Source organism: Nocardioides pantholopis (assembly GCF_003710085.1).
Lineage (GTDB): Bacteria > Actinomycetota > Actinomycetes > Propionibacteriales > Nocardioidaceae > Nocardioides > Nocardioides pantholopis.
The window spans coordinates 1535006-1558291 of sequence record NZ_CP033324.1 but is presented as its reverse complement, the minus strand read 5'-3'; the positions used below and the strand labels follow the sequence as shown (position 1 = coordinate 1558291).

Sequence of the window (23286 nt, the reverse complement as noted above, 5' to 3'; positions counted from 1 at the left end):
CAGACTCGATTAGGACTTCCACCGTGCGTCTTCTCAACCGCTCCGCCGGTCGACTCTCCCGCCACCGTCGCGGGCCGGTCGCCGGGCTGGTGCTGCTGCTGCTCGGCCTGGTGCTCTCCGGAGGCCTCTACGCCGCACTGTCCCCGGCTCAGGCCGAGAACACCGAACCCACCGCCGCCCAGGTCGAGAAGGGCCGCGAGCTCTTCCTGGTGGGCTGCGCCTTCTGCCACGGGCAGAACGGCCAGGGCATCTCCACCAAGGACGGCGACAACCAGCTCGGCCCCTCGCTGGTCGGCGTGGGCGCGGCGGCCGTCGACTTCCAGGTCAGCACCGGCCGGATGCCGATGACCCAGCCGGGCGCCCAGGCCCCGCGCAAGCCGGAGGTCTACACCGACGAGGAGGTCGACGCCCTCGCCGCGTTCGTCGCCTCGCTCGGCCCCGGCCCGGCGATCCCCGACGAGCAGGACTACAGCACCGCTGACCTCAGCGACGAGGAGCGTCAGGAGGCCATCGTCCGCGGCGGCCAGATCTTCCTGACCAACTGCACCGCCTGCCACAACTTCGACGGCTCCGGTGGCGCCATGCCGCGCGGCGGCTACGCGCCGACCATCCGGGGCGTCGACCCCAAGCACATCTACGAGGCCATGCTGACCGGCCCGCAGAACATGCCGACGTTCTCCAACGGCAACCTGACCCCGGACGAGAAGCGCGACGTGATCGCCTACCTCGAGTCCACCGACGAGGAGCCCAGCTACGGCGGGTTCGGCCTCGGCGGGCTGGGCCCGGTCTCCGAGGGCATGTTCGCCTGGCTGCTCGGCCTCGGATCCCTCGTGGCCTTCGCCATCTGGATCGCCGCCCACACCACCCGTACGACGAAGAAGAAGGTGGAAGCGTGAGCGACCACGACAAGCTCCCGGCGACCCCGGTCGCCCAGGAGCCCATCGCGGACCCGGGACTCCCGGAGCACACCTGGCGGCCGACTGACGTCGACCCGAAGGCGGAGCGGCGCGCCGAGCGACAGGTCGCCACCTTCTTCGGCCTCTCGGCCGTGTGCGCGGTCCTGTTCGTCGTCGCCTACTTCGTCCTCGACGTCGGCGCCAACCACGACACGATCGGCTACATGGGCGCCTCCACCGTCGCCCTCGGTGTGCTGCTCGGCCTGGCCACGCTGCTCATCGGCATCGGCATCATCCAGTGGGCCCGCAAGCTCATGTCCGACCACGAGCTGGTCGAGATGCGGCACCCGATCCGCTCCTCCGACGAGGACCGGGCCGCCACCCTGGCGGCCCTCGACGAGGGCCTGGCCGACTCCGGCATCGCCCGTCGCCCGCTGGTGCGCAACTCGCTCCTCGGTGCGGTCGGCATGCTCGGGCTGCCCGCGATCGTGCTGATGCGCGACCTCGGCGACCCCGACATCAAGGCGCTCTCCCGCACCATCTGGGCGCCCGGCATGCGGCTGGTCCGCGACGTCGTCGGCACCCCGATCCGGATCAGCGACTTGGAGATCGGCGACCTGGTCAACGGCCTGCCCGAGGCGCTGTTCCCCACCGAGGAGAACGGCTACCCCGAGGACGAGGCCCACGGCGTCAAGCTCCAGATCAACAAGTCGAAGACGGCCATCGTCATCGTCCGCATGGAGCCCGACGAGATCATCCCCGCCAAGGGCCGGGAGAACTGGACCGTCGAGGGCATCACCTGCTACTCCAAGATCTGCACGCACGTCGGTTGCCCGATCTCGCTGTACGAGCGGACCACCCACCACCTGCTCTGCCCCTGCCACCAGTCGACCTTCGACCTCGCGGACTCGGCGCGGGTCGTCTTCGGGCCGGCTGCTCGTGCCCTCCCCCAGCTCCCGCTGGCGGTGGACGAGGACGGCTACCTGATCGCACAGAGCGACTTCACCGAGCCGGTCGGACCTAGCTACTGGGAGCGTGGCTGATGAGCATCGACACCAGCAAGGTGGCGTCGAGCAACGGCAAGGACGCCGCCGTCGCCAAGAAGCCGGGCAAGGCGGGAGTCGTGGCCAACTGGGCCGACGAGCGCACCGGCCTCGCCTCGATGATGAAGAAGAACCTGCGCAAGGTCTTCCCCGACCACTGGTCCTTCATGCTCGGCGAGATCGCGCTGTGGAGCTTCGTGGTCCTGCTGCTCTCGGGCGTGTTCCTGACCCTGTGGTTCAAGCCCAGCATGGCCGAGATCGAGTACATGGGCTCCTACGACCAGTTCCGTGGGCTGCACATGTCGGAGGCGTTCGCCTCCACCCTGGACATCTCCTTCGACGTCCGCGGCGGCCTGCTCATGCGGCAGATGCACCACTGGGCGGCGATGCTGTTCATCGCCTCGATGATGGTCCACCTGCTGCGCGTGTTCTTCACGGGCGCGTTCCGCAAGCCGCGTGAGATCAACTGGGTCATCGGCGCGCTGCTGCTGCTCCTGGGCACGCTGGAGGGCTTCACCGGCTACTCCCTGCCCGACGACCTGCTCTCCGGCACCGGCGTCCGCGCCGCTGACGGGTTCATCAAGTCGATCCCGGTCGTGGGCAGCTACCTGTCGTTCTTCGTCTTCGGTGGCGAGTTCCCCGGCGACGACATCATCTCCCGCTTCTACATCGTGCACGTGCTGCTGCTCCCGGGCCTGCTGCTGGCCCTGATCGCCGCGCACATGCTGCTGCTCGTCTACCACAAGCACACGCAGTGGCCTGGCCCCGGCCGGACCGAGCAGAACGTGGTCGGCTTCCCGATGCTCCCGGTGTACGCCGCCAAGGCGGGTGGCTACTTCTTCATCGTGTTCGGTGTCAGCGCGCTCATGGGTGGTCTGATGACCATCAACCCGGTGTGGAAGATGGGTCCCTACGACCCGACCAAGGTCACCGCCGGCTCGCAGCCCGACTGGTACATGGGCTGGCCCGACGGCGCGCTGCGGATCATGCCCGGCTGGGAGACCACGCTCTGGGGCTACACGATCCCCTGGAACGTGTTCCTGCCGATCATCGTCCTGCCCGGGCTGATGTTCACGATCCTGCTGCTGCTGCCGTTCCTGGAGGCCTGGATCACCGGCGACAAGCGCGAGCACCACCTGCTGGAGCGCCCGCGCAACGCGCCGACCCGGACCGCCGTGATGGTCTCGCTGATGACGTTCTACGGGCTCATGTGGGCCGCAGGCGGCAACGACATCATCGCGATCGCGCTGGATCTGAGCATCAACCAGATCACCTACTTCCTCCGGGTAGCGGTGTTCGTGGGTCCGGCCATCGCCTTCTTCATCACCCGACGCTGGTGCATCTCGCTGCAGCGTCAGGACGAGGAGCGGCTGCTCCACGGCTACGAGACCGGCATCATCATGCGGTCGCCGGAGGGTGGCTACAGCGAGCGGCACCTGCCGATCTCGGAGGCCGAGGCGTACACGCTCACGGCCCGGGACCGCGACGAGATCCACGCGATCGAGGCGCCGGCCGACGCCAACGGCGTACCGGCTCCGCAGAGCCGCAAGGAGCAGCTGCGCGCGAAGCTGTCCACGCTGTGGTTCGCCGACAACGTGCAGAAGCCGACGGCCGAGGAGCTCGAGGCGGCCCACCACCACGCCGAGGAGGAGCACGAGCTCGAGGCGGCGCTGGACGGGCACGCGGCGGACGGCCACCAGTTCGACGGCGTGCACGCGGTCGAGGGCGAGCCGCTGCGCGAGCACTGAGTCACCGCACCACACAAGCCCGTGGGCCCCGGACATCGTCCGGGGCCCACGGGCTTTTCCGTCCTCTCCCCCGCCCACCCCTCATGACGCCGACCCGGCACTTCTGGTCGCCAGGAACACGCCGACCCGGCACTTCGGGTCGCGAGAAAGACCTCGACCCGGCACTTCTGGTCGCGCGAGCGCGACCATTCCTGCCGGGTCGGCGGCGTGGGCGCGACCATTCCTGCCGGGTCGGCGGTGCGGGCGCGACCATTCCTGCCGGGTCAGCGCAGGGCGGATCCCCGGCGGTACTGGGCGAAGTCGACGTTCCAGTCGCCGTAGCCGTTGTCGAGGGTCATCTGACGGTCGGTGCCGGTGTACTCGACCACGTCGCCGCGGCGGCTCAGCTCGTAGAGCCAGCCGGCGTCCTCGGTGCTCAGGCCGGTGCAGCCGTGGCTGACGTTGTCGCGCCCCTGGGAGCCCACCGACCAGGGGGCGGCGTGGATGAACTCCCCCGACGTGGTCAGGCGCATGGCCCAGCGGACGTCGTCGATGTCGTAGGCGTCCGCGCTGCCGGCGGCGATGCCGACGGTCTCCGAGCTCATCCGGCGGGTCTCGTCCTTGCCCATGATCACCTTGGTCCCGGACCGGGTGGTGAACCCCTCCTTGCCGAGGGTGACCGGGATGGTGCGGAGGAGCTCGCCGTTGGCGAAGACCTTCATCTGGTGGCTGCGGCCGTCGACGCGGTAGATGTGGGCGTCGCCGACACGGAAGGACAGGCTCCGGCTCTCCTGACCGTAGATCCCGTTGCCGGCGGCGACGCCGTTGATGCCCAGGTCGACCTGCACGCGGGTCCCCGGCTGCCAGTACGCCTTGGGCCGCCAGTGCACCTCGCTGTCGGAGAGCCAGTGCCAGCTGCCGCGCTGTGCCGGGGTCGAGGTGACCTCGAGGTGCTGCTCGAACGCGGCCCGGTCCGTGACCGGCCGGTCGAACGTGACCGCGACCGGCATGCCCACGCCCACGGTCTCGCCGTCCAGCGGCGCCACCGAGGCGTAGGTCTGCTGGTCCAGCGTCAGGTCGGCGGTGCTGAACCGGGACCTGAGCACGGTGCGCTCCCCCTCGGCGCCGAGCGCCACCGCGCGCACGCGGTACGTCGTACCCGGCTCGAGCAGGTCCGCGGCGGTGAAGCGGGTCCCCTCCAGCGCACCGGCGAGGTCGCCGGCGGGCGAGGTGATCTCGACGGCCTTCAGCTCGCCGTTCCTGGCCGATGCCGTGACCCGGGTGTCGACCGGGACTCCGCTGGCACCGCGGCGCACGTTGAGGTCGATCGTGGGCGCCGGGCCGGCGCTCTCCGGGGCGCCGGAAGCCTCCCCTGGTCCGTCGCCCGGACCGTCGCCGGAGCCGGCGCCGGTGCTCCCGCTGCAGCCGAGCAGCGTGAGGGCCAGGACGGCGGTCGAGCCCGCCGCGAGCAGGGGGCGGGTGGCGGTCTTTCCGGCGCGGGAGGTGCGGACGCGGCGTGCGGACATGCTTCAGCTCCAGGTGGGACGACGGCGCCCGGACCTGTCCGGGCGCCGAATCAGAGTAACGGCGCGCCGGCGGAGACGACGAACCCCCGCGGGCAGTGCCCGCGGGGGTTCGGATGTCGAGCTCGTGCGTGCCGACTCGCGTCGGCCGCCCGGTGGGTCAGTGGGCGTACTCGCCCCGGTAGTACTCGAAGACCAGGCCGCACACGGCGACGAAGCCGAGCGCCGCACCGATGATGGCGAGCCACCACGCGCCGAGCGCGATGCCGGTGACGACCACCGACGCGGTGGCGGCGCACCACAGCGGCCACCAGGAGTACGGCGGGAAGAAGCCGAGCTCCCCGGCGCCCTCCACGATCTCCGCCTCCTTGCGGTCCTCCGGCCGCGGGTCCATGCGCTTGGCGTGGAACCCGAGGTAGAGGGTGACCATGAACGCCAGCAGCGAGGTCATGGCGAGCGCGGACGTGCCCGTCCAGTCCGCGCCGGTGCTCCCGGCGTCGGTGATCAGCCAGTACGCCGGCGTCACCAGCACGAAGAAGATCGTGCACGCCGCGAAGATCCAGGCTTCGGCCTTCATCAGGACCTACCCTCCGGGTTGTCGGTGCTGGTGCCGGCCGCCGGGTCGTCGGTGCGCTCGGCGAGGAGCTCACGACGCCCCTCCATGTCGGGCGCGTCCGCGCCGTCACCGTCGCGGGCGGCCTGGTTCTGCTCGAGCTCCATCGCCGCGATCTCCGGGTGGTGGAGGTCGAAGGCGGGCGACTCCGAGCGGATCCGCGGCAGGCTGTGGAAGTTGTGCCGCGGCGGCGGGCTGCTGGTGGCCCACTCCAGGGAGCGGCCCCAGCCCCACGGGTCGTCGGTGCCGACCATCGGGCTGCGCAGGGTGATGTAGATGTTGTAGAAGAACGGCAGCATCGAGAGGCTGAGCAGGAACGCGCCCACCGTCGAGACCTGGTTGAGGAAGGTGAAGCCGTCCTCGGGCAGGTAGTCGGCGTAGCGACGCGGCATGCCCTCGACCCCGAGCCAGTGCTGGACCAGGAAGGTCATGTGGAAGCCGACGAACAGCAGCCAGAACTGGATCTTGCCGAGCCGCTCGTCGAGCATCCGACCGGTGAACTTCGGCCACCAGAAGAAGAACCCGGCGAACATCGCGAACACCACGGTGCCGAAGACGACGTAGTGGAAGTGCGCGACCACGAAGTAGGAGTCGGTGACGTGGAAGTCCAGCGGCGGGCTGGCCAGGATGATGCCGGTCAGGCCACCGAACAGGAAGGTCGTGAGGAAGCCGATCGTCCACAGCATGGGAGTGTCGAACGATAGGGACCCTCCCCACATTGTTCCGATCCAGTTGAAGAACTTCACTCCTGTTGGCACCGCGATCAGGAACGTCATGCCGGAGAAGAACGGCAGGTCGACCGCGCCGGTGACGAACATGTGGTGGGCCCACACGGCGACCGAGAGGATCGCGATGCCGAGCGTCGCGCCGACCAGGCCGACGTAGCCGAAGATCGGCTTGCGGCTGAAGACCGGCAGGATCTCGGTCGCGATGCCGAAGAACGGCAGCGCGATGATGTAGACCTCCGGGTGGCCGAAGAACCAGAACAGGTGCTGCCAGAGGATCGGGCCGCCCGTGGCGGTGTCGAAGACGTGCGCCCCGAGCTGCCGGTCGGCCTCCAGGGAGAGCAGCGCGCCACCGAGGATCGGGAACGCGATCAGCACCAGCAGGCTGGTGATCAGCGCGTTCCAGGTGAACAGCGGCATCCGGAACATGGTCATGCCCGGCGCCCGCATGCAGATGATCGTGGTGATGAAGTTGACGGCACCGAGGATCGTGCCGATACCGGCGAGGTAGAGGCCCATGATCCACAGGTCGCCACCCACGCCCGGGGAGCGCACGGCGTCGGAGAGCGGCGTGTAGGCGAACCAGCCGAAGTCGGCAGCACCCTGCGGGGTGAGGAAGCCGGAGGCCGCGATCAGCCCGCCGAACAGGTACAGCCAGTAGCTGAGCATGTTCATCCGCGGGAACGCCACGTCGGGCGCGCCGATCTGCAGCGGCATGATCACGTTGGCGAAGCCGAAGAACAGCGGCGTTGCGAACAGCAGCAGCATGATCGTGCCGTGCATGGTGAACAGCTGGTTGTACAGCTCGTCGTTGACGACCTGACTGCCCGGGAACGCGAGCTCGGTGCGGATGACCAGCGCCATGACGCCGCCGATCAGGAACCAGATGAACGCAGTGCCGAGGTAGAGCTTGCCGATCAGCTTGTGATCGGTCGTCGTCATGATCTTGACGAGCTCTCGGCCCAGCGGCTTACGCGCCGGGACGGAGACGACTCGTGCTGCCGTCGTGGTCAATTACCTTCTCCCTCAGGGTCTTCCTCGGTGACGAGACCCGTCTGCGTGTCGGAGTTCTCTCCTCCGAGCAGCGGGCCGTCGCTCACTCGCTGCGCGGCGAGGCTCTCGACGTACGCGTCGTACTCCTCGGGGCTCACGATCTCGACGTTGAACAACATGCGCGAGTGGTAGACACCGCACAGCTCGTAGCACTTGCCGGCGTAGGTCCCCTCGCTCTTCGGGGTGATCTCGAAGTGGTTCACCCGGCCGGGGATGACGTCCATCTTCATCAGGAACCCGGGCACGCCGAAGTCGTGGATGACGTCGGGCGAGTGCAGGTTGAACCGGATGGTCTCACCGACGGGCAGGTAGAGCGTCGGGATGGTCGAGGCGTCCCCGACCACGCTGGCGTACTCGGCGTAGGGGAACTTGTCGTCCGCCGGGTCGTCGACGTTGGCGTAGTCGATCTTGCCGACGCCGTAGTTGAACGTCCACGACCACTGCTGGGCGGTGACCTCGATGACGTTGTCCGGCTCCGCGGACTCGTGGAGCACCTCGTTCTGGGTCTTGATGGTGTGGGAGAAGAACACCACGACCATCAGGATCGGGGCGATCGTGTAGAAGATCTCCAGCGGCAGGTTGTAGCGCGTCTGGACCGGGATCTCGTCGGCGCGGCGGCGCCGGTAGCGCCAGACCACGAAGAAGATCAGGCCCCAGACCAGCAGGCCGACGAGGAGCGCGGCGGTCCAGGCTCCCTGCCACAGGCTGAGGGTGTGCTCGCCCTGCTCGGTGGCAGGCTCGGGCATCGCCAGCCGCTCCCACTCGCCTCGGGACTGCGATGAACAGCCGGCGAGCGCGAGGGCGCCGGCGCCGAGCGCAATGGGCAGGAGGACCCGGCGTACGGCACCGGTGGTTCCGCGCCTGGGGGATTGCAGACTCACCGTCTGAGCCTTCCTCTTGGACGAACTCGAATAGGCCCAAACACTATCGCGCGCTGGCGTCGCGATCGGGGGCGGGTCGCCCGGGAGGTTCCCGGTGTGACAAATGCCGCGGGCCCCGACCAGGTACCCCGCGCACCGGCCCGGGAGACCTGTCTCGACGCCGCCTCGGCGGAGCCGCTGCACCCGGCCGCGCGCGAGGTGCTCCTTGCTGCGCTCGGCCGGGTCCGGGTGCCGGAGCCGGTGACTACCTGGTGTGGCGGCTCAGCTGAGCGCGTTCAGGTGCGGCGCGACGTCCTGGGCCGCCTCGGCGCCGTAGGAGTCCTCGAGCCGGGCCAGGAACTGCTCGGCGGTGAAGACGTACTCCTGGGTGCCGACGGTCTCCACGACGTACGCCGCGAGCACGCAGCCGACCTGGGCCGCCCGCTCCAGGCTGACGCCCCAGGTGGCGGCCGCCAGGTAGCCGGCCCGGAACGCGTCGCCGACGCCGGTGGGCTCCACGGCCGTCACGTTGCGGGCGGCGGACAGCACGATGTCCGGCTCGCCGGCGCGGCGCACGCGGACTCCGTCGGCTCCCAGCGTGGTGACCTGGACGCCGACCCGGGCCAGCACCTCGTCGGCGGACCAGCCGGTCTTCTGCTCGATCAGGTGCGACTCGTACTCGTTGGAGAACAGGATCGCGGCCCCGTCGACGAGCTGGCGGATCAGCTCGCCCTCCCCGAACGCCAGCTGCTGGCTGGGGTCGGCGATGAAGGGGTAGCCGCGCTGACGGCACTCCTCGGTGTGGCGCAGCATCCCGTCGGGGTCGTCCGCGCCGATCAGGACGTAGGTGGGCTCGCCCGCCTCGGCGACGATCGGGCCGAGCTCGATCAGCCGGGCCTCGCTCATGGCACCGGGGTAGAACGAGGCGAACTGCGCCATCGTCGCGTCGGTCGTGCACACGAAGCGCGCGGTGTGCTTGCTCTCGGAGATCCGCACGTGCGCGCAGTCGACCCCGTGACGCTCCAGCCAGGAGCGGTAGTCCGCGAAGTCCTCACCGGCCGCACCGACCAGCACCGGGCGCAGCCCGAGCCGGGCCAGACCGAAGCACATGTTGGGGGCGACGCCGCCGCGGCGGATCTCCAGGTCGTCGACCAGGAAGGACACCGAGAGCTTGTGCAGCTGCTCGACGACGAGGGAGTCCTCGAACTTGCCCGCGAAGGTCATCAGGTGGTCGGTCGCGATCGATCCTGCGATCAGGAGTGACATGGTCGCGAAGACTACCGGTCGGTACCGCTGGGGCTACCTCTCGGTAGCCCTTAGCGTCGTCCCCATGACCGATCGAGCACCCGTGTCGGCCCCCTCCGGGCGCCTCGCGTACGACGACCTGAGCAGCCCGCGCGACCTGCACGCCGACTGCGAGGCCGTGGGCCGCGAGCTCCGGCTCGAGCGGGTTCGGCGGGCCGTGCGCCGGCCCGCTCCGAGCATCCGGTTCGAGGACTACCCCCGAGATGTCCCCAAGCGCGAGATCCGGGTCTCGGCCGCCGCCCAGCGGCTGGCCAACGCCCTGCACCTGCACCTGGACTGACCGTCCGGCTGCACCGAGTTCGGCGGCCCATCCCTCCCAGTTCGGGCCGTTCGACGACAACAGCCCCCGCCTCTCGGCGGGGGCTGTTGCGTTGTTCGCGAGGTTGCCAGGCTGCCAGGTTGCTACGGCTGCCGGACCCGGATCGGGTCCTCAGGGCTCGGTCCTAGTGGAAGGAGTCCCCGCAGGCGCAGGAGCCGGTGGCGTTGGGGTTGTCGATCGTGAAGCCCTGCTTCTCGATGGTGTCGACGAAGTCGATCATCGCGCCGTTGAGGTACGGGACGCTCATCCGGTCGACGACGACGCTGACGCCGTCGAAGTCGGTGACGACGTCACCGTCGAGCGTGCGCTCGTCGAAGAAGAGCTGGTAGCGCAGGCCGGAGCAGCCGCCGGGCTGCACCGAGATGCGCAGCTGCAGGTCGTCCCGCCCCTCCTGCTCGAGCAGGGTCCTGACCTTGGTCGCGGCCACCGTGCTCAGGTTGATCTGGTCGGAGCGACGCTCCGTGGTCGTGTCCACCTGCTCGGTCATGTGCGTGCTCCCCAGGAAGAATTGGTTGGTCCGGGGTCAATCGTCGCACACCCGCGGTTATTCCGGACCGCGGTCCGGCGTGGGCCGCGGAGGCTCAGCGCGACCAGGTGCGCGCCACCCGGGCGGCCAGATCGGCCAGGGCACCGGACGGGTCGGCCAGCGCCCGCTCCTCCCCCACCAGGTCCACCAGCGAGTACGCCGACTCCACGCCCAGGACCCGCATCTCCCGGGCTCCGACCAGGACCTGGCCGGCCAGGGCGAGGCAGGGCCGCATGGCCTCGGCCGCGACCGACGCCACCCCGTAGGGGACCTTGCCCGCGCCGCTGGAGAAGTCGAAGGCACCCTCGCCGGTGACCACGAGGTCCGCGCCCCGGGCCCGGTCCGCGAGCCCGACCACGCCCGCGACCAGCTCGAAGCCGGAGCGCCGCTGCGCGCCGAGGCACAGCAGCGCGTGGCCGAGACCGCCTGCGGCGCCGGCGCCCTTCGCGAGCGCTGTGCGTCGGTCCGTGGCGACGGCGAGGTCCTCCAGGGCCGCGTCCAGGGCCACCAGGCGGTCCTCGGCGATCCCCTTCCGGGCGCCAGCGGTCTTGGTGGCCCCGAACAGCCCGGTCAGCGGGCCGACCACGTCGCTCGCGGCGACCAGGCTAACCCCGGCGACCCGGTCCGCGGCCGCGGTGAGCTCGACCCGGCGCACCCCGGCCAGGGCGGCCCCGCCCCGGTCCAGCGGCACGTCGGCGCGGGCGCCCAGCGCCGCGAGGAGGCCGGCTCCGCCGTCGTTGGTGCCGCTGCCGCCCAGGCCGAGCACGACAGTGGTCGCGCCGGTCTCGAGAGCGGCGAGCAGCAGGTCGCCGACCCCGGCTGTGGAGGCCTCCTCGGCCCGCTGGGCGCCGGTCAGGTGCAGGCCGCACGCCTGGGCCGTCTCGACGTACGCGACGTCGCCGACGCGCAGCACCGCGCCGGGCACCGGGTCGCCGAACGGGCCGCGCACCGTCACCGCGCCGAGCTCGCCGCCGAGGGTCGCGTGCAGGACGTCGACGAAGCCCGGGCCGCCGTCCGACATCGGCGCGAGGTCCAGCTCGTCGTCGGGGGCCTGCCGGCGCCAGCCCGCGGCCATCGCCGCGGCCGCCTCCACCGCGGTGAGCGTCCCCGCGAACTTGTCGGGGGCGAGCAGGATGCGCATGGGCCACACCTTAGGGTCGGCGGTGTGGTGAACAGGCAGGCCGTTGTGGACATGGCGAATCCGATCGACCTGGCGGACCCGATAGGCACGGCGTACCCGGTAGCCACGGCGAACCCGGTAGGCACCGATGGCGTGGCGATCCGGCCGATGCGGGCCGAGGACGTGGCGGTGGCGGAGCAGATCAGCGACCAGGCGTTCCACGTCCTGGACCTGCGCCAGCACCGGCCCGACCGGCCCGAGCCGCAGTCCCGGTCGGCGGAGCAGTCCGCGCGGTGGATCGCCCGCACGGCACGGTTCCTCGACACCGACCCCGGCGGGTGCTGGGTCGCCGAGGACGAGACCGGCGTGCTCGGGTTCGCCACCTCGGTGGTGCGCGAGCAGGTGTGGGTGCTGGTGACGTTCGCGGTACGCCCGGGTCTCCAGGGCCGGGGCCTCGGCGCCCGGCTGCTCGCCGCCGCCACGGCGTACGGCGCCGGCTGCCCGCGAGCGATGCTCTCCGCCTCCGACGACCCCGCGGCGCTGCGCCGCTACTGGAGCGCCGGCTTCGCGCTGCACCCCCAGCTTCTGCTGCACGGCCCGCTGGACCGCTCGCTCCTGCCGGCGGTGCCCGGGCTCCGCGACGGGACCTCGGAGGACCTGGCGTGGATCGACGACCTGGACCGGCTGCACCGCGGCGGCCCGCACGGCCCCGACCACGAGTCGCTGCTGGGGATGGGCCGCCTGGTCGTCGCGGCCGACCGCACCGGCTACGCCTACGCCGGCCCGACCGGACCCGCCCTGCTCGCGGCCCGCTCGGAGGAGACCGCCTGCTCGCTGTTGTGGGAGTGCCTGGCCTCGGTCAGCGGAGAGGTGGAGCTGGGCCACGTCACGGCGGCCAACCGGTGGGCCGTGGACCTCGGGATGCGGGCCCGGCTGTCGCTGGCCACGGCCGGCTTCCTCGGGGTCCGCGGCCTGGAGCCGCCCACGCCGTACCTCCACAACGGCGCGCTGCTCTGAGGTGAGGACGGGGCCGGCGCCCTCCGACCCGGTCCTGGTGGCGCGCGCCGGCGCCGCGACGGACGCGCTCGGTCACCCGGACTTCGCTGAGCGCCGAGTAGTGCTGGTCGCCCTGCAGCGGATGCTGGCGGCTCAGAGGCCGGGGGCGCCCCAGACGGCCAGCCAGCGGGAGAGGTCCTGCTCGATCGGCAGCTCCGCCGCGAGCAGGTCGCGCAGCTGGAGCTCGAGCAGGTTGTCGCGCTGCTGCCGCCCGCCCGGCGCCGGCGCGAACGGGTAGAACGTGCCCTGCTTGTAGAGGTAGACCAGGCCCACGCGGCGCCCGGTGGGGTCCTCGAAGCCGACCAGCGTGCACAGCAGCGCGGGGCCGAAGCCCTGCGCCTCCAGGCCGGTGTTGACCGCGTGCAGGCCGGTGCACAGTCCGTCGACCGAGGAGCCGGGCTCCCGGTCGACCTCGATCCAGGTGAAGCCGTAGTCGTCCTGGGTGACCCGCACCTGCGGGCTGTCCCCGGTCGAGCGGAGCAGGTCGAGGACCTCCTGCTGGGTGTTCGCGAACGCCGGTCCGGCGGCGGCCCGGTAGCAGACCGAGCCGTCCCCGGTCGGCCGCAGCCCGAGGGAGGCCTCGAGCGTGACGGCGGCGCTGGGCACGGAGAACAGCGCGTCGAGGTTGGCCTGCTTGGGCTTGGTGCGCCCCAGGACCGAGTCCCAGAATCCCATCGTCGCCCCGCTCAGACCGACGGCCGGCCGAGCTCGGCCTGGATCCGGGCGAGCTGCTCGAGACGCTGCTCCAGCGACGGGTGGGTGGAGGTGAGGGTCTTCAGCGAGACACCCTTGACCGCCGGCGCGATGAAGAACGCGTTCATCGACTTCGAGGCGCGCAGGTCGTTGGTCGGGATCGTGTTCATCTCGCCGGTGATCTTCTGCAGCGCGGAGGCCAGGGCCTGCGGCTTCATGGTCAGGTAGGCGCCGGCCCGGTCGGCCGAGAGCTCCCGGTAGCGGGAGAGCACCTTGATCAGCAGGAAGCTGATCACGTAGGTGACCACGCTGACCAGCAGGATCAGCAGCCAGACCGGCAGCGCGCTGTTGTTGTTGTCGCGCCGGCCGCCGCCGAACATCGCGCCGTACTGCGCGCCCTGGGTGAGCATGCCGGCGACGATGCCGGCCGAGGAGGCCGCGGTCATCACCAGGACGTCGCGGTGGGCGACGTGGGAGAGCTCGTGGGCGAGCACGCCCTCGAGCTCCTCGGCGGTCAGGGTGTTCAGGATCCCCGTGGTCACGCAGACCACCGAGCGCTCGGGCGAGCGGCCGGTGGCGAACGCGTTGGGGATCGGCATGTCGGCGATGCCGACCCGCGGCTTGGGCATGTCGGCGAGGGCGCAGAGCCGGTCGATCATGCCGTGCAGCTCGGGGGCCTGGGCCGGGGTGACCTCCCGGGCCCGCATCGCCTTCATGGCGACGGTGTCCGAGGAGTACCACTGGTACCAGACGATGCCGAGGCCGACCAGCCCGATGACGATGCCGAGACCGGGGCTGCCGGACTGGGCGAAGATGCCCATCACCGCCGCGATGAAGACGACGAAGAGGAGCCCCAGCAGGAACATCACCAGGGTCATCCGGGCGGTCAGCCCGCGGTCGGGCAGGAAACGGCTACGGCTCATGGCCTCATTGTCCCGTGCGCTGCCAAGAGGAACCTGAGCACGCTCAACCGGGGATCAGACCCTCGTCGCCGAGAATCGCCCGCACCTCGTCGATGGTCGCGTCGGCCGGCGGCAGGATCAGGTCCGAGGGATCCAGCGCGTCGAGCTCGTGGAGGGCGCCGTGGGAGCGGACCGCGTCCAGGAGCGCGGCGAGCGCGGTCTCGAAGGCTGCCTGGTCGCCGTTCTCGACGGCGGTCTCCACTGCCGTGTCGAGCTCGTTGAGCCAGTCGAGGTCGGCGTCGGTGAGGTCGAACTGTCCCTCACCCAGAATCCTGACGATCACGCCTGGCCCTCCCGGTTCTCGGTCGCCTTCTGGGCCTCCGGGGAGAGGATGTCGCCGCCCTCGATGGCCTGGGGCTGGCTCGGCTGGGAGAGACCCTTGAGGGCGGCCAGCTCGGCCTCGACGTCGGCCTGGGAGCTCATCGACTCCAGCTCGCGGCTGATGTCGTCGCCGCGGTTGAGCGAGCTCGCGTCGTCGAGGGCACCGGAGGCGATCAGCTCGTCGATGGCGCCGGCGCGGGCCTGCATGTTCGCGGTCTTGTCCTCGGCGCGCTGGATCGCCATCCCGACGTCGCCCATCTCCTCGCCGATGCCGGACATGGCCTCGCCGATCTTGGTCTGCGCCTCGGCCGCGGTGTAGTTCGCCTTGATCGTCTCCTTGCGGGTGCGGAAGGCCTCGACCTTCGCCTGCAGCCGCTGCTGGGCGAGGGTGAGCTTCTCCTCCTCGCCCTGGAGCTGGGCGTGCTGCGCCTTGAGGTCGGTGATCTGGCCGGTGAGGCCGGACTTGCGAGTCAGGGCCTCGCGGGCGAGGTCCTCGCGATTCATCGAGATCGCCTTCTGAGCCTGGTCGCTCAGCTTCTGGGACTGCTGCTCGAGCTGGTTGACCTGCAGCTCGATGCGCTTGCGGCTGGTCGCGACGTCGGCGACGCCGCGGCGGACCTTGGACAGCAGGTCCAGCTGGCGCTGGTAGCTGTAGTCGAGGGTCTCGCGGGGGTCCTCGGCCCGGTCGAGTGCCTTGTTGGCCTTCGACTGGAAGATCAGGCTGATGCGCTTCATCATGCTCATGCGGTGCGGTCCCTCTCGGACTTCGGTGTTCCTGCGGCGACGTCTCTCACTCTAGGCCACGGCGGGCAACCACGGTCTGGACCGACACCGCCGGTAGACTCGGGCCGTCCCGAGTTCCGCACGTCAGCAGCAAGAAGGCCGCCTTGTTCCGTCGCACGAAGACCGAGACCGCCCCGCCTCAGCCCGTCGAGGTCAAGCCGGGCGGGAAGGGGCGACCCACCCCCTCGCGCAAGGAGGCGGAGGCAGCAGCGCGGGCCCGCGCCAAGGGCGCACCGCGCAACCGCAAGGAGCAGGCCCGCGCCGATCGCCTGGCCCGCGCGGAGTCCAGCCACAAGGTCCGCCAGGCGATGAAGACCGGCGACGAGCGCTACTACATGCCCCGCGACAAGGGCCCGGTGCGCCGGTTCGTCCGCGACTTCGTCGACTGCCGGTTCTCGTTCATCGAGCTGCTCATCCCGCTGCTGCTGTTCTCGATGATCCTCGGCTACTCCGGCAACCCGACCCTCGCCAACCTCAGCAGCCTGGTGCTGCTGGCCTCGATCGTCGTGATCGTCCTGGACATGGTGTTCCTGCGGATCCGGCTGCGCCGCGAGCTCGCGCGCCGGTTCCCCGGCGAGAGCACCAAGGGCACCACCTACTACGCGATCACCCGGGCCCTGCAGATGAAGTTCATGCGGCTGCCGAAGGCCCAGGTCAAGATCGGGCAGCGCCTCCCCGACACCTACCGCTGAGCGCCTGGTGACCTCCGACCAGGTCTGGGGCCTGGCGGCCGCGCTCGGGAGCGCGCTCGTCTTCGGGCTGGCCGCGGTCGCGCAGGCCCACGGCGTACGCCGGGGGCAGGTGCCGGTGCACAGCCTGGTGCGGTTCGTGGCCACCTCGGTGCGCGACCCGTGGACCTGGGCGGTGCTGGTCGCCTACCTGGTGGGGTTCGTCCTGCACGCGGTGGCGATCTGGTGGCTGCCGCTCTACCTGGCCCAGGCGACGATCGCGATGTCGCTGCCGGTGACGGCGCTGGCCTCACGGCGGATCGCCGAGCGCCTGGACCGGCGCGCCTGGGGCTCGGTCGGCCTGGTCAGCGTCGGCCTGGTGCTGCTCGCGGCCGGCTCGGGCAGCGCCGGCGCCGTGGTCACCGACCGCGCCTTCGTGCTGAGCCTGTGGGCCGGGGTCGTGCTGCTCGGACTGGCCTCGCTGGCCGGCGGACGCCTCGGCGGCGGCGGCCTGGGCGCGCTGGCCGGCCTCGGGTACGCGGGCTCGGCCATCGCGGTCCGCGGCGTCGGGACGCCGGTCGACGGCGACGTCGTCCTGGCCGCCCTGGCCGTCCCCTCCTTCAGCCTGGTGGCGTTCTGGATGTACTCCCGCGGCATGCAGAGCAGCGCCGTGTCGGCCGCGACCGCCCCGATGATCGTGGGCCAGACGTTCATCCCGGCCGTCGTCGGCGTGGTCCTGCTCGGCGACGGGGTGCGTACCGGCTGGGAGTGGTCGATCGTCCTGGGGCTGCTCGTCTCCACGCTGGGCGCGGTCCGGCTGGCCCGCACCCAGGCCATCGAGCCCGCTCCCCCGGTCCCCACGGCGGGGTGAGCGGGCCCGCCCCGCTCAGGTGGCGGGGCGCGGCGGGGACTTGGTGAGCGCCGGGTCGCGGGTGACGACCGGGCCGACGGCCTCGTCGATCGCCGCCAGCACGTCGGCCTCGAGCCGGACCCCCGCCGCCTTGACGTTGTCGCTGACCTGGTCGGGGCGGCTCGCGCCGATGATCGCCGAGGACACGTTCGGGTTCTGCAGCACCCAGGCCACCGCGAGCTGCGCCATGGACAGCCCCAGGTCCGCGGCGATCGGCGCCAGCAGCTGGACCCGCTCGAGCACGTCGTCGCGCATCCAGCGGCCGATCATGTCGGCGCCGCCCTTGTCGTCGGTCGCACGCGAGCCCGCGGGCGGCGCCTGGCCGGGCCGGTACTTGCCGGTCAGCACGCCCTGCGCGATCGGGGACCAGACGATCTGGCCGAGGCCGAGCTCCTCGCAGGTCGGGACCACCTCGTCCTCGATGACCCGCCACAGCATGCTGTACTGCGGCTGGTTCGAGACCAGCGGCACGTGCAGCTCGCGGGCGAGCTCGGCGGCGGCCCGGATCTCCTCGGCCCGCCATTCCGAGACGCCGATGTAGAGCGCCTTGCCGGCCCGGACGACGTCGGCGAACGCGAGCATCGTCTCCTCCAGCGGCGTCTCGTGGTCGAAGCGGTGCGCCTGGTAGAGGTCGACGTGGTCGGTGCCCAGCCGGGTCAGCGAGCCGTCGATGGCCTCCAGGATGTGCTTGCGCGAGAGCCCGTGGTCGTTGTGCCCGCCCGGCCCGGTCGGCCAGAACACCTTGGTGAAGATCTCCAGGCCCTCCCGGCGCTCGCCGGCCAGCGCCCGGCCGAGCACGCTCTCCGCCGCGGTGTTGGCGTAGACGTCGGCGGTGTCGAAGGTCGTGATGCCCTCCTCGAGGGCGCGGTGCACGCAGGCGGTCGCCGCGTCCTCCTCGACCTGGGAGCCGTGGGTGAGCCAGTTGCCGTACGAGATGGCCGAGATCTTCAGGCCGCTCGCACCGAGGTTGCGGATCTCCATGGGGGTGAGGCTAACGACCGCCTGGGCGGCGCCTGCGAGGATGCCGCCCATGACCTCTCCGAGCGCCGACGTCTCCGTGCGCATCGCCTGGGCCGACGACGCCCCGGCGGTCGCCGCGGTCCAGCTCCGCGCCTGGCCCCAGATGTACGGCGACCTCGTCCCCGCCGACGCGTTCCCGTCCGGGCCGGAGGCCGAGGCGGCGGTGGCCGAGGCCTGGCGGGCGACGCTGGGCCGACCGGGGGACGCACGCCAGCGCGTCCTGGTCGCCCTCGAGCGCAACCTGGTGGTGGGCTACGCCCTCACCGCGCCCGCGGCCGACCCCGACACCGACCCGGTCGCCGACGCGGAGCTGAGCGACCTCACCGTCGACCCGGGCGCCCGCGGGCGCGGCCACGGCTCGCGGCTGCTCCAGGCCGCCGTCGACACCGTGCGCGCGGACCGCTTCACCCGGGCGGTGCTGTGGGCGGTCAGCACCGACGACGTGCTGCGCTCGTTCCTGGTCGCGGCCGGCTGGGCGCCCGACGGCGCGCACCGCGAGCTGGACCTCACCGGGGACGCCACCACCGTGGTCCGCCAGGTGCGGCTGCACACAGCGCTGGGCTGACCGGAACTGGGCGACCGGAACTGGGGAGCGGACCGCCGCGGCGGCGACGTAAGGTCCCAGCGTGCCGAGCGACTCCGACACCCTGCCCGCGGCGGAGCGGGCCGCGATCGTCCGCGACAGCCTCGGCGTCGGGGTCGCCACCGGCGTGTACGGCGTGTCGTTCGGCGCGGTCTCGGTCGCCGCGGGCCTTGACGTCTGGCAGACCTGCGCGCTCTCGCTGCTGGCCTTCACCGGGGCCTCCCAGTTCGCCCTGGTCGGCGTGCTGGCCTCGGGCGGGGCGCCGCTGTCCGGGGCGGCCGCCGCACTGCTCCTCGGCACCCGCAACACCCTCTACGGGCTCCGGGTGGCGGGCCTGCTGCGCTGGACCGGGTGGCGCCGGGCTGCCGCCGCCCACCTGCTGATCGACGAGTCCACCGCGATGAGCGTGACCCGCGGCACGACGCCCGCGGCCCGGCTGGGCTTCCTCACCACCGGCGTCACGATCTTCGTGCTGTGGAACGTGTTCACGCTGCTGGGCGCGATGGCGGGCACTGCCATCGGCGACCCGCGCAGCTACGGCCTCGACGCCGCCGTCGGCGCGGCGTTCCTGGCACTGCTCTGGCCCCGGCTGCGCGACCGGCGCGCGCTCGTGGTCGCGCTCGCCGCGGCCGCCGTCGCCGTCGTCGCCGTGCCGCTGAGCCCGGCCGGCGTACCCGTGCTCGTCGCGGCCGCCGTGGCCCTGCTGGCCGGCCTGCTCGGGGAGCGCCGATGACCTGGGTCGCGGTGCTCGTGGCCGCCGGCGGCTGCTACCTGCTGAAGCTCGGCGGGCTCTCGGTGCCGCCGCGGGTGCTGGAGCGGCCGCTGGTGAGCCGGGTGGCCGACCTGATCCCGGTGGCGCTGCTGGCGGCGCTGGTGGCCGTCCAGGTCTTCGCGGACGGCCGGCACCTGGTGCTCGACGCGCGGGTCGCCGGGCTCGCCACGGCAGTGGTCCTGCTCCTGCTGCGCGCGCCGTTCCTCGTGGTGGTCTTCGGCGCGGCCGCCGTCGCCGCCGGGCTGCGGCTGCTCTGAGGCCGGCCGGGGAGCCGGGCCAGCCCGACCCGGGCCCGGGCCGGCGGCGGCCTCAGGCGATCTTGCCCCGGCCGCTGCCGTCGACCCGCTTGGCCTCCAGCGGCTGACCCGCGGCGTCGACCGGGACGATCTCCGCCTCGAAGCCGATCGGGGAGCCCGGCTGGTACCGGAAGTTGTGCGCGATGGAGTAGGTCTCGCCGGTCCCGAACGTGAACACCGGCGGCTCGCTGAACTTGGTGTAGTCGATCGCCTCGACCGTCAGCCCGTGCTCCTCGTACAGCGCGGTGTCGAAGCTGCCCTCCATGCCGATCAGCTGCTCCCAGTCGTCGTAGCGCTCGGTGATCTTCACCAGGTTCGGCCCGAGGTCGACCGGGGCGCCGTTGTTGGTGACGACGTAGTTCACGAACACGAGCTCGTCGCCCTTGGCCAGCAGCGGCTCCTTGGTCTCGGAGTCCACGAAGGTGCCGTCGTCGGTCGCGATGCTGGTGCCGACCTGGTAGGCCTCGATGGTCACGTCGCCGACCGTGAAGGTCGAGATCAGGTCGCCGTCGGTCTTCGCCGGGAGCGCCCACTCGGGCTGCCCCTCGACCGGCGCGGACTCCGACTCCTCCTCGGACGGCTCCGCGGCCGGGACCTCGGACTCGGTCTCGCTGGTCGTGGCCGACTTCGGCTCCTCGTCCTCGGAGCAGGCGGTGAGCGAGAGCAGGCCGGCGCAGGCGAGCGCAGCGACGGACAGCCGGACGGAACGTGCGAGGCTCATGGAGATCTCCCGAGAAGTGGGAAGGTCGCGACCCGACGGCGCCGGGAGCTCACCGACCTTCGCCGAACTGTCTGCCTCGCCCCGGGCCGCGACAAACGCCTCCGGACCCGAGTGTGACGCGCCCAACACGCCGGTCGCCGCCGGTCGCCGCCGGTCGACGCTGGCAGCCGCTGGCAGCCGCCGGTCGAGGGAGGTCCGGCTCAGGGCAGGTCGAGGACGTGCTCGAGCCCGACCGTCAGGCCGGGGCGGTCGACGACCGCGCGCAGGCCGGCGAGCACGCCGGGCGTGAACGAGACCCGGTCCAGGGAGTCGTGCCGGACGGTCAGGGTCTCCCCCACCCCACCGAGCACCACCTCCTGGTGCGCCACGGCCCCGCGGATCCGCAGGCCGTGCACCCGGATCCCGTCGACCTCGGCCCCGCGGGCCCCCTCGAGCCCCGTGGACGTCGCGTCCGGGACCGGCCCCGCGCCGGCCGCGCGGCGCGCCTCGGCGACCAGCTCGGCGGTACGCCGGGCCGTGCCGCTCGGCGCGTCGACCTTGTCGGGGTGGTGCATCTCGACGATCTCGACCGACTCGTAGAACGGGGCCGCGGCGGCGGCGAAGCGCATCATCAGGATCGCGCCGATCGAGAAGTTCGGGGCGATCAGCACCCCCGTCCCCGGCGCCTGCTCGAGCCAGCCGCGCAGCGTGGCGAGCCGCTCCTCGTCGAAGCCGGTGGTGCCGACGACCGCGTGGATGCCGTGGCGCAGGCAGAACTCCAGGTTCCCCATCACCGCCTCCGGGCGGGTGACGTCGACCACGGCCTGGGCGCCGGCCTCGACCAGCTCCTCGATCCGGTCACCGGAGCCGATCCGGGCGACCAGGTCGGTGTCCGGCGCCGTCTCGACCGCCTCGCAGATCACCGAGCCCAGCCGTCCACGGGCGCCGAGGACTCCGACCTTGATCACGTCTGCCACGGGTTCACCCTAGGAGGTAGCCCCTTGGAGCGATCCGGTCGCCCCACCGGGTGCGGGCGTCTGGCAGGCTGACCCCATGGTGGTGCAGACAATTCCTGCGCGGATCCGCTGGGCGGTGGAGTTCATGGACATCCAGCCGTCGGACCATGTCCTGGAGATCGGGTGCGGGCCGGGGGCCGGCGCCGAGGCGATCTGCTCCCGGCTGACGAGCGGCAAGCTCTTCGCGATCGACCGCTCGGAGTCGGGGGTCGACCGGACCAAGCGCCGCAACGCCCGCTTCATCCAGGCCGGTCGGCTGACCGTGCGGCAGATCGACCTCGCGACGCTGCGGGTCCCGGTGAAGCGGCTGAACAAGGTCTACGCGTTCAACGTGAACCTGTTCTGGGTCCGCGACTGCGCGGACGAGGTCGCGCTCCTGCACGAGCGGGTGGTGCCCGGAGGAGCTGTCTACCTGTTCTTCGAGGCGAAGTTCCCCGAGCAGATGCCCACCGTGATCGAGAAGGCGTCGGCGGCCCTGGCCGACGGCGGGTTCCGGGTCTCGGTGGTGGAGCAGAAGAATCCGGCCGTCGTGGGGATCATCGGCCGACGGTAAGGCCAGGACCTAATACTGGTCTCCTATAAGGTGATTTCCTGATGTAGCCTGAGCATCAGGAAATAGCCGAGAGGAGAGCACATGGCCGTCCTGGTGCTCACCGTCGACCAGCGCGACAGCCGCCGCAGCCCGGACCGGGTGCCGGCCGCGCTGGAGCTGCTCGACGACGTCCCGGCCCTGCGCGGCTTCCAGCGCACCGCCGGCGACGAGTTCCAGGGGGTGCTGGACGACCCGGCGTCCCTGCCGCGGGCGGTCGAGCCGCTGCTGCGCGCGCAGGCCTGGAGCATCGGGATCGGCATCGGGCAGGTCGACCTGCCGCTGCCCGAGCACGCCCGGGCCGGTGGCGGGCCGGCGTACCTGCACGCCCGCAGCGCGGTCACCGCCGCGAAGACCGGCCCCTGGCACCTCCGCGTCGTGGGCGACTCCCCCGACGCCCGCCAGCTGGAGTCCGCGCTCTGGCTGTGGGCGGCCGTCCTCGGACGCCGCACCCTGCGCGGGTGGGAGGTCGCCGACCTCGTGGACGCGGGCCTCTCCTACGAGCAGGCCGGCGCCCGACTCGGGATCAGCCAGTCCGCGGTCAGCCAGCGGGCCCAGGCCGCGGGCATCGTCGAGGGACGGCGCGCCCGGGAGCTCGTCACCCACCTGGCCGTCGGCGCCCTGCGGCAGGATGAGGCGCCGTGAGCACCGACACCGCGGGTCTCGTCGTCCTGGTCCTGCTGGGCGCCACCCTCGTCGCCGCCGCCCTCGGCTGGACCCCCGCCGGGCGCCGGGTCTGGGTGCCGTTCTCGGCCGGCCTGCTCGCCGTCACCGCCGTCACCGCCGCCGCCGTGCCGGAGGTGCTGGTCGACGGCCGTGGCGGGACCACCCTGCTGATCCTGCTCGCCGGGCTGGTCGCGGTGATCGGCGGCGGCCCCGCGACCACGCTGGTCTTCGCCTGGGTGGACCGGGAGGACCACCCGGCCACCGGCGACCAGCAGCCGCTGCGGTCGGCGGCCGAGGTGCTGCGCGGCGGCGCCTGGATCGGGGCCCTGGAGCGCACCGCCGTCTTCGTCAGCCTCCTCGCCGGATCGGTCGAGGGGCTCGCCGTCGCGCTGGCTCTCAAGGCCCTGGGCCGCTATCCCGAGCTGCGCAGCGGCCAGTCCGCGGGCGCCGCCGAGCGGTTCATCATCGGCACCTTCACCAGCGTGCTGTGGGCCTGCGCCTGCGCCGGCATCGTCCGGCTGGTCCATCCGGGCTGAGCACG

The 23286-nt window shown here is 71.8% G+C and carries 27 protein-coding genes; 13 read left to right on the top strand and 14 right to left on the bottom strand.

Features of this window, described 5'->3' with window-relative positions; all coding sequences use genetic code 11:
* Positions 1 to 23 precede the first annotated feature (23 nt).
* Genes qcrC through qcrB form a run of 3 tightly spaced genes read left to right on the top strand, consistent with a single transcriptional unit; the run spans position 24 to position 3687 of the window.
* On the top strand, positions 24 to 896 hold the full coding sequence (gene qcrC, locus EBO35_RS07445; protein WP_122817152.1) for a cytochrome bc1 complex diheme cytochrome c subunit: 873 nt from the start codon (positions 24 to 26) through the stop codon (positions 894 to 896).
* Positions 893 to 1939 (top strand): cytochrome bc1 complex Rieske iron-sulfur subunit, encoded by a 1047-nt coding sequence (qcrA, locus tag EBO35_RS07440; protein ID WP_122817151.1) that lies wholly within the window; start codon positions 893 to 895, stop codon positions 1937 to 1939. Before qcrC ends, qcrA begins: the two co-directional genes overlap by 4 nt.
* Positions 1939 to 3687 (top strand): cytochrome bc1 complex cytochrome b subunit, encoded by a 1749-nt coding sequence (gene qcrB, locus EBO35_RS07435; protein ID WP_122817150.1) that lies wholly within the window; start codon positions 1939 to 1941, stop codon positions 3685 to 3687. Before qcrA ends, qcrB begins: the two co-directional genes overlap by 1 nt.
* A gap of 263 nt (positions 3688 to 3950) precedes the next feature.
* Here the strand turns inward: qcrB and EBO35_RS07430 are convergent, their stop codons facing one another.
* From EBO35_RS07430 to EBO35_RS07410, 5 genes are all read right to left on the bottom strand, one after another.
* Positions 3951 to 5192, bottom strand: a complete 1242-nt coding sequence (locus EBO35_RS07430; RefSeq protein ID WP_122817149.1) for a L,D-transpeptidase — start codon at positions 5190 to 5192, stop codon at positions 3951 to 3953.
* Positions 5193 to 5349: 157 nt separating this feature from the next.
* Entirely contained in the window at positions 5350 to 5766 is a 417-nt protein-coding gene (locus EBO35_RS07425; RefSeq protein WP_122817148.1) for a cytochrome c oxidase subunit 4, read from the bottom strand.
* Positions 5766 to 7541, bottom strand: coding sequence for an aa3-type cytochrome oxidase subunit I (ctaD, locus tag EBO35_RS07420; protein WP_206422704.1), 1776 nt, complete (start codon positions 7539 to 7541; stop codon positions 5766 to 5768). The genes EBO35_RS07425 and ctaD overlap by 1 nt, the downstream gene beginning before the upstream one ends.
* The gene (gene ctaC, locus EBO35_RS07415) at positions 7538 to 8461 is read right to left on the bottom strand and encodes an aa3-type cytochrome oxidase subunit II (protein ID WP_241153907.1); all 924 of its coding nucleotides are present in this window, start codon (positions 8459 to 8461) and stop codon (positions 7538 to 7540) included. The genes ctaD and ctaC overlap by 4 nt, the downstream gene beginning before the upstream one ends.
* Before the next feature lie 261 nt (positions 8462 to 8722).
* On the bottom strand, positions 8723 to 9706 hold the full coding sequence (locus tag EBO35_RS07410; RefSeq protein ID WP_122817146.1) for a carbohydrate kinase family protein: 984 nt from the start codon (positions 9704 to 9706) through the stop codon (positions 8723 to 8725).
* A gap of 64 nt (positions 9707 to 9770) precedes the next feature.
* On the opposite strand from EBO35_RS07410, the gene EBO35_RS07405 reads away from it, so the two are divergent.
* On the top strand, positions 9771 to 10025 hold the full coding sequence (locus EBO35_RS07405; RefSeq protein WP_122817145.1) for a hypothetical protein: 255 nt from the start codon (positions 9771 to 9773) through the stop codon (positions 10023 to 10025).
* Between the two features lie 163 nt (positions 10026 to 10188).
* Here the strand turns inward: EBO35_RS07405 and erpA are convergent, their stop codons facing one another.
* Entirely contained in the window at positions 10189 to 10551 is a 363-nt protein-coding gene (gene erpA / locus EBO35_RS07400; protein ID WP_122817144.1) for an iron-sulfur cluster insertion protein ErpA, read from the bottom strand.
* A 94-nt stretch (positions 10552 to 10645) separates the two neighbouring features.
* Complete coding sequence (locus EBO35_RS07395) at positions 10646 to 11731, bottom strand: glycerate kinase family protein (RefSeq protein ID WP_122817143.1); 1086 nt, start codon at positions 11729 to 11731, stop codon at positions 10646 to 10648.
* A 132-nt stretch (positions 11732 to 11863) separates the two neighbouring features.
* Between EBO35_RS07395 and EBO35_RS07390 the strand changes: the two genes are divergently transcribed.
* Positions 11864 to 12727: a GNAT family N-acetyltransferase gene (locus EBO35_RS07390; RefSeq protein WP_241153906.1), complete on the top strand. Its 864-nt coding sequence runs from the start codon at positions 11864 to 11866 to the stop codon at positions 12725 to 12727.
* A 132-nt stretch (positions 12728 to 12859) separates the two neighbouring features.
* On the opposite strand, the gene pspAB is transcribed toward EBO35_RS07390, so the two are convergent.
* From pspAB to EBO35_RS07370, 4 genes are read right to left on the bottom strand one after another with little or no spacing between them, the layout of a single operon-like run.
* Complete coding sequence (gene pspAB / locus EBO35_RS07385; protein WP_122817142.1) at positions 12860 to 13441, bottom strand: PspA-associated protein PspAB; 582 nt, start codon at positions 13439 to 13441, stop codon at positions 12860 to 12862.
* A gap of 11 nt (positions 13442 to 13452) precedes the next feature.
* Positions 13453 to 14382: a zinc metalloprotease HtpX gene (gene htpX / locus EBO35_RS07380; RefSeq protein ID WP_122817141.1), complete on the bottom strand. Its 930-nt coding sequence runs from the start codon at positions 14380 to 14382 to the stop codon at positions 13453 to 13455.
* A 43-nt stretch (positions 14383 to 14425) separates the two neighbouring features.
* Complete coding sequence (gene pspAA / locus EBO35_RS07375) at positions 14426 to 14704, bottom strand: PspA-associated protein PspAA (protein WP_122817140.1); 279 nt, start codon at positions 14702 to 14704, stop codon at positions 14426 to 14428.
* Complete coding sequence (locus tag EBO35_RS07370) at positions 14701 to 15486, bottom strand: PspA/IM30 family protein (protein WP_206422702.1); 786 nt, start codon at positions 15484 to 15486, stop codon at positions 14701 to 14703. Before EBO35_RS07370 ends, pspAA begins: the two co-directional genes overlap by 4 nt.
* Positions 15487 to 15629: 143 nt before the next feature.
* On the opposite strand from EBO35_RS07370, the gene EBO35_RS07365 reads away from it, so the two are divergent.
* Both EBO35_RS07365 and EBO35_RS07360 read left to right on the top strand, forming a co-directional pair.
* Positions 15630 to 16217, top strand: a complete 588-nt coding sequence (locus EBO35_RS07365) for a DUF3043 domain-containing protein (protein ID WP_122817139.1) — start codon at positions 15630 to 15632, stop codon at positions 16215 to 16217.
* 7 nt (positions 16218 to 16224) lie between these two features.
* Entirely contained in the window at positions 16225 to 17064 is an 840-nt protein-coding gene (locus EBO35_RS07360; protein ID WP_122817138.1) for a hypothetical protein, read from the top strand.
* A gap of 15 nt (positions 17065 to 17079) precedes the next feature.
* Here EBO35_RS07360 and EBO35_RS07355 read toward each other — a convergent pair whose 3' ends face one another.
* Positions 17080 to 18084: an aldo/keto reductase family protein gene (locus EBO35_RS07355; protein WP_122817137.1), complete on the bottom strand. Its 1005-nt coding sequence runs from the start codon at positions 18082 to 18084 to the stop codon at positions 17080 to 17082.
* Between the two features lie 49 nt (positions 18085 to 18133).
* Here EBO35_RS07355 and EBO35_RS07350 point away from each other — a divergent pair, with 49 nt between their 5' ends.
* The 3 genes from EBO35_RS07350 to EBO35_RS07340 all read left to right on the top strand — a co-directional run bounded on the left by EBO35_RS07350 (position 18134) and on the right by EBO35_RS07340 (position 19735).
* Positions 18134 to 18688: a GNAT family N-acetyltransferase gene (locus EBO35_RS07350; protein WP_122817136.1), complete on the top strand. Its 555-nt coding sequence runs from the start codon at positions 18134 to 18136 to the stop codon at positions 18686 to 18688.
* A 61-nt stretch (positions 18689 to 18749) separates the two neighbouring features.
* The gene (locus tag EBO35_RS07345; RefSeq protein WP_122817135.1) at positions 18750 to 19439 is read left to right on the top strand and encodes an AzlC family ABC transporter permease; all 690 of its coding nucleotides are present in this window, start codon (positions 18750 to 18752) and stop codon (positions 19437 to 19439) included.
* Positions 19436 to 19735: an AzlD domain-containing protein gene (locus EBO35_RS07340; RefSeq protein ID WP_122817134.1), complete on the top strand. Its 300-nt coding sequence runs from the start codon at positions 19436 to 19438 to the stop codon at positions 19733 to 19735. The genes EBO35_RS07345 and EBO35_RS07340 overlap by 4 nt, the downstream gene beginning before the upstream one ends.
* 52 nt (positions 19736 to 19787) lie before the next feature.
* Here the strand turns inward: EBO35_RS07340 and EBO35_RS07335 are convergent, their stop codons facing one another.
* Both EBO35_RS07335 and dapB read right to left on the bottom strand, forming a co-directional pair.
* Positions 19788 to 20495 (bottom strand): hypothetical protein, encoded by a 708-nt coding sequence (locus EBO35_RS07335; RefSeq protein WP_122817133.1) that lies wholly within the window; start codon positions 20493 to 20495, stop codon positions 19788 to 19790.
* A 200-nt stretch (positions 20496 to 20695) separates the two neighbouring features.
* Positions 20696 to 21442, bottom strand: a complete 747-nt coding sequence (dapB, locus tag EBO35_RS07330) for a 4-hydroxy-tetrahydrodipicolinate reductase (RefSeq protein WP_122819454.1) — start codon at positions 21440 to 21442, stop codon at positions 20696 to 20698.
* A gap of 85 nt (positions 21443 to 21527) precedes the next feature.
* Between dapB and EBO35_RS07325 the strand changes: the two genes are divergently transcribed.
* The 3 genes from EBO35_RS07325 (at position 21528) to EBO35_RS07315 (ending at position 23281) form a co-directional block, all read left to right on the top strand.
* Positions 21528 to 22043 carry a class I SAM-dependent methyltransferase gene (locus tag EBO35_RS07325; protein WP_122817132.1) on the top strand — a complete coding sequence of 172 codons (516 nt, stop codon included), beginning with the start codon at positions 21528 to 21530 and terminating at the stop codon, positions 22041 to 22043.
* Between the two features lie 81 nt (positions 22044 to 22124).
* Positions 22125 to 22724 carry a transposase gene (locus tag EBO35_RS07320; protein WP_122817131.1) on the top strand — a complete coding sequence of 200 codons (600 nt, stop codon included), beginning with the start codon at positions 22125 to 22127 and terminating at the stop codon, positions 22722 to 22724.
* Entirely contained in the window at positions 22721 to 23281 is a 561-nt protein-coding gene (locus EBO35_RS07315; RefSeq protein WP_122817130.1) for a hypothetical protein, read from the top strand. Before EBO35_RS07320 ends, EBO35_RS07315 begins: the two co-directional genes overlap by 4 nt.
* Positions 23282 to 23286: the final 5 nt, after the last annotated feature.